The organism is Thiocapsa sp. C2-2m, from assembly GCF_041903745.1.
Taxonomy (GTDB): Bacteria; Pseudomonadota; Gammaproteobacteria; order Chromatiales; family Chromatiaceae; genus Thiocapsa; species Thiocapsa roseilacustris.
On the sequence record NZ_JBBWVD010000090.1, the window covers coordinates 1 to 5246 of the forward strand.

The following is a 5246-nucleotide window of genomic DNA, read 5'->3' on the forward strand; positions in this document are numbered from 1 at the left end:
GGGAGACGCTCGAGCGGGCGGGTCTTTGGGATCGGGTGCTGGTGATGAGCTATTCCGAGTTCGGGCGGCGGGTCGCGGAAAACGCGAGCCTGGGAACCGACCACGGCACGGCCGCGCCGCAACTGGTGCTGGGTGGCCGGGTGAAGGGTGGGCTGTACGGCGATCCGCCCGATCTGACCGCGCTGGATGGCGGGGATCTGCGCTATACGACGGATTTTCGGCGTCTCTATTCAACCGTCGCCGTGAACTGGTGGGGCATGGCGAACCCGGAATGGCAGGAGCGGTTTCCGGTGATGGGTTGGGTTTGAGGGAGGCGCACGTTGGGACCCGTCTTAATGACCGCGGGAAACCGGGGACGGGCTGAGCGGCTGGTCCGCAAGCGGCATGTCAGCTCAATGACGATGTTGTCGGCGGCCTTGTGGCGATGAGCGACCATTTACCGTTGCCGAGCTCGCGCGCCCTGCCAAGTCCGCTATCATCAGCTTCAGCGCCACCGTCAACGCAACCTTGGGAGAGCAGCATGAATCTGAACGAGCCCGTTCAGATCGATCCCGCGATCTGTCATGGCAAGCCGGTGATCTGTCTGTCGAAACCATCGCGCCGGCGTCGCAGGCGCGACACTCGAAGGTGGGATCCCGGATGACCGACGCCGGACACGCCATGGACCCGTCTTTGCTTAGAGGAGTTTTGTGATCGGCAACATGGATATACGCTTTTCAAGGCATGCCAAACGTCGCGCAAAGCTCTATAACCTGTCGTTATCGGTGATAACGAAAGCAATTTCCGAGGCAACCCTACAAGATGGTCAAGAGGAGATCCTGAAAACCATCCCTGGCATGAGCTATCCCCTGAAAATCATCGTATCCCGTGAGAACGACCGGGTCACCGTGATCATGAACTATCCGCTCAAGAAGAGAGTGAGCCCATGAAAGTCCACTATGACGATGACATCGATGCCCTGTATCTGAGTCTGGGCGACCAATCTCCCGACGGCGCCATCGAGATCGCGGCGGGCGTCAATCTCGACACGACCAGCGACGGCAAAATCGTCGGGATCGAAATTCTGGATGCGTCGAATAGGATGGATATCAAGACCATCTTGTCCTACACCCTTGATCTGGAACACGGACTTTCGCGGCATCGTGCCGCATGACCAACCACCGGAAAAGGGGTCAGAGCCCTTTCGGGGGTTCGGGGGCTAGGTCTTGAAAAGCAATATGGGAAGGCCGGGTCAGTTCTCCCATTGCACATCCTCGCGCAACAGACAGGAAAACCCCTCTTGGGAGAAATGCCCGTCATTGGTCAGCACTTCGGTGAGTTGCATATGCTGCATGAGATCCATAGAGATGCAGTCTGTCAGGCTGTAGCCTTTATCGAGTCTCGCGCGGAAAAACCTGAAGCCGGCATCGAAAGTCTCACGGGATTGCGGTTCGATGTGAATCTTCTTGTCGACTTGGATCTGCGCAACCATCCGGGTTGCGGTTTGACGTAGCAAAACACCCCGATCGCCGAAATAGTTTAGAAACTCCGTGAGCACCTCGTCCGTTGTAACGATTCGAACCGATCGGAGCGACTGGCTGACGCGAACAGTGCGGTCGTGCAATTGATCTCGGGGATTCAGTAAGGCGATCCAGTAACAGGTATCAGCAAACACCGTTTGCATTAGCGGGTTTTGTTCGGTCCGTAGAGGTAGTGATCGAGCTCCGTCGCGCCATCTGATGGAAGAGTGCTCCACTCCTCAGCGGGAACATCGCGCGCAAGTTCGGCGGCAAACTCCCAAATCGGGAGTGATGCCGCTTCGTTTCCTTGAAGCGATTCGGCTATCTCCAATACCAACGTGACCTCTTGGTGATCTTTGAGGCAGACCGGTTCAAGCGGGCGGAAGACCCCGTCTTCGTAAATCGCTCGTAGATGTTGAGTCATGGTTCACCTTTTCGCCTCGGGAACGCGGGGGCTTGCTAGGAAAAAAAAACAGGGTCAGGTCGCCTATTGCACAGCCTTGATGGTTTCGGGATCACGAACATGGACGGCTCGCTGTCTTTAGTCATGGCTTGATTGCATCGTTCCGACATCGGAATCCTCTGGCATGAACTCGGTGCGCATGGCCGCGACGAAGGTTTCCGCCTGTTCCACCATCTCGCGCGCATCGCTTAGTTCCACTGCCTCGCCGGTGTAGTCAGCCACCAGGCGGAGTTCCTCGGCACGGTTTAAGAATCGGCCCATCTCCTTTGAAACGGGTCCATTCTTGACGAGATCGTTGCCGAACGCACTGATGAGGCATCTGTGCGTGCGGTCGATGTTCGATGCGAGCGGCACCCCGGACGCAAGCAGCGCAGCCCGGGCCGAGGCGAACATGGCGTAGTAGGCGCGATTGCAGGCACCGTCCACATCGCCCACCCAGGTCGAGCAAAGCTCGCGCCGACGCTGCGGCTCGCTCCGCCTTCGCCATCAAGGCGACTGGTGTCAGGGGATGTCTTCTCACAGCCGGATACCTTCCCGTGCAATGTTCCGGAGCAAAGTCGGGTTCAAGTAGGTCTCGGGATGCTCCCATTCGTCGAGCCAGACGGGTAACGGCGAAATCGCAATACCGGTTTCCAGAAGCACATCGAAAGCCACATCGGCCATGGCCAACTTTGTGGTGAGGAAGCGCAGGTGTTCGCCGCGCAGGAGCACCGCGACATCCGCATCGCTGTCGGGACGATGAGTCCCCCGCGCCCGGCTGCCGAAGACGATGGCTCCGGCCATGTCGTAGCGCTCGGAGATCAAGGCGAGAAAGCGTTGCACGGCCTTCTCTGTCTCAGGGTCAATGTGATGTTCAACAGGATCCGGGTTGACTCCATCCGCTAGAAAAGGGGACAGATTTATTTTCTCGGTCATGACTTTGGTTCGCACGCGCTCGAAACTCGGCACCGAAACAGCAGATCCCCGCCTGCACCGGCTCGCCCTTCAACCGGACTCGGGACCAATCAGGTCTTCCACGTTCGCGGCATCGAAAATGCCGTCGAGCCAAACGTCCAGCTGCGCAATCTCGGCCGCGTCGATCCGCCGCTCCGCCCAGGCCGGGACAGGGCCGAAACGGCGCGCCAATAGGCGCTTCAATGTACTGGCCTTGCCCTCGACCTTGCCTTTGGCCTCGCCCCTGGCCTCGCCCTTGGCCTCGCCTTCGGCAAAGATCGACTGATAGGCCCGCGTTTCCTGGATGGGAGTCACCAGATTCAACATCGCCCGAATCTCCTTCGCGGTGAGTCCGCGAAATCGCTCGAAAAACCAATACTCCAAGACCTCGCCGAGGACCTCGCGGACCTCGGCGGGCACCGCGGCCGCCTGGGTTAAAGGGGTCGGTTAAAGGGGTCAGTTAAAGGGGTCAGAGCCCTTTTCCGCGATTTTTATCCCGGGCAGGGCAAATGGTCGAGCAGGGCCCGCTCCTCTCAGCGAATCTCAATGACGCCTTTCCCTTCCTCTAGGAAGTTGCGTAAGTCGGGAAGAATTGCAGAGAAGGTTGCGAGCAACGCGGCTTTCCTGCAATTGCCGATTCTGACCCAAACCACTTGCGGTGAATGATCAACTTGCCGATCCGCCATCAACGAAAAATCTTGATCTTTGGTCACGATCACCAGCCGCTCGGATTTTGCTAGTTCCCAGATAGCGCGATCATCGCTCGTTTCCATGCCTAGATCCTGAACATGCTGGCAATCAAATCCGCTATCCGCCAAGTAGCGTGCGAGGGCTGCCGGTAGTTGGTTGTCCACCAAGAGCTTCATGCTGCAATCAGGATTGAATGGCTGGCCTGGATGGCAGCGTACTCCAAGGCAGCAAGAATATCTTCTTCCTCAAGAAACGGATAATCCTCAAGGATTTCGGCGTGGGAAGCGCCGTTGCTGAGCAGGCTCAAAATATCGCTGACGCGCATTCGATATCCGCGAATGCAGGGGCTGCCGCTGCATTTCCCTGGCTCCAAGGTGATGCGCTCAAGTCGCTTTGTTGCCATCGCTATCTCCAAATAAGGGGACAGATTTATTTTCGCTCACAGCCTTCGTTCCCGAACCATGGAGTCTTGGCTGCCGGTTGCGCGGCATCTGATCGGTCATGCACAAGCATCGCAGCCACTTCATGCCATTCGCGGGCACCGGGGCCAATCGCTCGTTGAACACCTGGCGTTGAAGTCCAAGGAAAAGGGGTCAGAGCCCTTTCTCGATGCTAGACTTCCTCGGTAACGATCAACCGATATCCGGTCCGATGCCCCGCAAGCCAAGATTCTTCCTTCCCGGAGTTCCCGTTCACGTCGTCCAACGCGGCAACAACCGGCAGCCGATCTTCTTTGACGACCTCGACTACCGAGCGTATCTCGACTGGTTGAAGGAAGCCTCGGAGCGTTGGTCATGCAGGATACATGCGTATGTGCTGATGACCAACCACGTCCATCTGCTCATGACTTCGGATGACGCCGATGGCGTCAGCCGGAGCATGCAGTACCTCGGGCGACGGTACGTCCCCTACATCAATCACACCTATCGGCGCAGCGGAACACTGTGGGAGGGGCGCTTCAAATTCAGCCTGGTGCAGACGGAAGCCTACCTGCTCGCCTGCTACACCTACATCGAGCTCAACCCGGTCCGCGCCGGGATGGTCAAACATCCGGGACTGTCTGCAAACAGGCACACCTCTCGGCAACGACCGGTTTCGAGAACACATCGAGGCGACGCTGGGAACATGCGTCGGGAGGACGCAGCGGGGACGGCCGACAAAGCCGGTCGACACACCGCACGAAACACCCGACGCGAACCGCCAGCAACAGCTTGAAGGACTCTGATCATATCGTCTGCCACCTGCACACGCAGCACCCGACGCGGTTCCCGCAAGGGGCTACGACCACTTTTTCCGGAAAGCGGGACCGCTGGGATTCAGAGCCGACCGACGGCGAATGGGGATTCCAAGCCCAGCACCTTTGCCGCGTTCTGCAATCGGCGATCGGGGTCAAGCGGGGTCAGGGGTCAAGCGGGGTCAGACATGTGCCTATTTTCGCTCATGGCTTTGGTTCGCGCATGCTGGAAGTTCTGGAAGTTCGGCGCCGAAACAGCAGGTCCGCCTGCACCGGCTCACCCTGGTGGACATGGGTATTGAAGCGCCCGTCCAGGCTGAACCCGGCATCGATCAGAAAGCGCTCGATCTCCGCGTGCAAGGCTTGGCCCTCGTAGAGCTCGACATAAGATGCCTCGACATAGACCGCATCGACATTCGACAGCAGA

At 58.3% G+C, this 5246-nt stretch carries 12 protein-coding genes; 4 read left to right on the plus strand and 8 right to left on the minus strand.

Annotation, left to right across the window (positions count from 1 at the left end; translation table 11 throughout):
• The 3 genes from AADX97_RS28525 to AADX97_RS28535 all read left to right on the plus strand — a co-directional run.
• Positions 1-308 (plus strand): DUF1501 domain-containing protein (locus tag AADX97_RS28525; protein ID WP_374239361.1); only part of this gene is annotated, 308 nt, incomplete at its 5' end.
• A 381-nt stretch (positions 309-689) separates the two neighbouring features.
• The gene (locus AADX97_RS28530) at positions 690-929 is read left to right on the plus strand and encodes a hypothetical protein (RefSeq protein WP_374237548.1); all 240 of its coding nucleotides are present in this window, start codon (positions 690-692) and stop codon (positions 927-929) included.
• Positions 926-1153 carry a DUF2283 domain-containing protein gene (locus AADX97_RS28535; RefSeq protein ID WP_374237549.1) on the plus strand — a complete coding sequence of 76 codons (228 nt, stop codon included), beginning with the start codon at positions 926-928 and terminating at the stop codon, positions 1151-1153. Before AADX97_RS28530 ends, AADX97_RS28535 begins: the two co-directional genes overlap by 4 nt.
• Before the next feature lie 78 nt (positions 1154-1231).
• On the opposite strand, the gene AADX97_RS28540 is transcribed toward AADX97_RS28535, so the two are convergent.
• From AADX97_RS28540 to AADX97_RS28570, 7 genes are all read right to left on the minus strand, one after another.
• A complete protein-coding gene (locus tag AADX97_RS28540; RefSeq protein WP_374237550.1) occupies positions 1232-1663 on the minus strand; it encodes a type II toxin-antitoxin system VapC family toxin in 432 nt (143 codons plus the stop codon).
• On the minus strand, positions 1663-1923 hold the full coding sequence (locus AADX97_RS28545; protein WP_374237551.1) for an antitoxin family protein: 261 nt from the start codon (positions 1921-1923) through the stop codon (positions 1663-1665). Before AADX97_RS28545 ends, AADX97_RS28540 begins: the two co-directional genes overlap by 1 nt.
• A 117-nt stretch (positions 1924-2040) precedes the next feature.
• Positions 2041-2397 carry a HEPN domain-containing protein gene (locus AADX97_RS28550; protein ID WP_374237552.1) on the minus strand — a complete coding sequence of 119 codons (357 nt, stop codon included), beginning with the start codon at positions 2395-2397 and terminating at the stop codon, positions 2041-2043.
• An 81-nt stretch (positions 2398-2478) separates the two neighbouring features.
• Positions 2479-2877: a nucleotidyltransferase domain-containing protein gene (locus tag AADX97_RS28555; RefSeq protein WP_374237553.1), complete on the minus strand. Its 399-nt coding sequence runs from the start codon at positions 2875-2877 to the stop codon at positions 2479-2481.
• A 69-nt stretch (positions 2878-2946) separates the two neighbouring features.
• The gene (locus AADX97_RS28560) at positions 2947-3315 is read right to left on the minus strand and encodes a DUF4351 domain-containing protein (protein WP_374237554.1); all 369 of its coding nucleotides are present in this window, start codon (positions 3313-3315) and stop codon (positions 2947-2949) included.
• Between the two features lie 113 nt (positions 3316-3428).
• Complete coding sequence (locus AADX97_RS28565) at positions 3429-3761, minus strand: DUF5615 family PIN-like protein (RefSeq protein WP_374237555.1); 333 nt, start codon at positions 3759-3761, stop codon at positions 3429-3431.
• Positions 3758-3988 carry a DUF433 domain-containing protein gene (locus AADX97_RS28570; protein WP_374237556.1) on the minus strand — a complete coding sequence of 77 codons (231 nt, stop codon included), beginning with the start codon at positions 3986-3988 and terminating at the stop codon, positions 3758-3760. Before AADX97_RS28570 ends, AADX97_RS28565 begins: the two co-directional genes overlap by 4 nt.
• A 248-nt stretch (positions 3989-4236) precedes the next feature.
• Between AADX97_RS28570 and AADX97_RS28575 the strand changes: the two genes are divergently transcribed.
• Positions 4237-4800, plus strand: coding sequence for a transposase (locus AADX97_RS28575; protein ID WP_374237557.1), 564 nt, complete (start codon positions 4237-4239; stop codon positions 4798-4800).
• Positions 4801-5023: 223 nt separating this feature from the next.
• Here the strand turns inward: AADX97_RS28575 and AADX97_RS28580 are convergent.
• A partial coding sequence (locus AADX97_RS28580) for a hypothetical protein (RefSeq protein ID WP_374237558.1) occupies positions 5024-5246 on the minus strand: 223 nt, incomplete at its 5' end.

Excerpts from the sequence above, each read along its gene's own strand:
- AADX97_RS28535 (WP_374237549.1), top strand. The coding sequence starts at position 926 with ATGAAAGTCCACTATGACGATGACATCGATGCCCTGTATCTGAGTCTG.
- AADX97_RS28540 (WP_374237550.1), bottom strand. The coding sequence starts at position 1,663 with ATGCAAACGGTGTTTGCTGATACCTGTTACTGGATCGCCTTACTGAAT.
- AADX97_RS28545 (WP_374237551.1), bottom strand. The coding sequence starts at position 1,923 with ATGACTCAACATCTACGAGCGATTTACGAAGACGGGGTCTTCCGCCCG.
- AADX97_RS28555 (WP_374237553.1), bottom strand. The coding sequence starts at position 2,877 with ATGACCGAGAAAATAAATCTGTCCCCTTTTCTAGCGGATGGAGTCAAC.
- AADX97_RS28565 (WP_374237555.1), bottom strand. The coding sequence starts at position 3,761 with ATGAAGCTCTTGGTGGACAACCAACTACCGGCAGCCCTCGCACGCTAC.
- AADX97_RS28570 (WP_374237556.1), bottom strand. The coding sequence starts at position 3,988 with ATGGCAACAAAGCGACTTGAGCGCATCACCTTGGAGCCAGGGAAATGC.
- AADX97_RS28575 (WP_374237557.1), top strand. The coding sequence starts at position 4,237 with ATGCCCCGCAAGCCAAGATTCTTCCTTCCCGGAGTTCCCGTTCACGTC.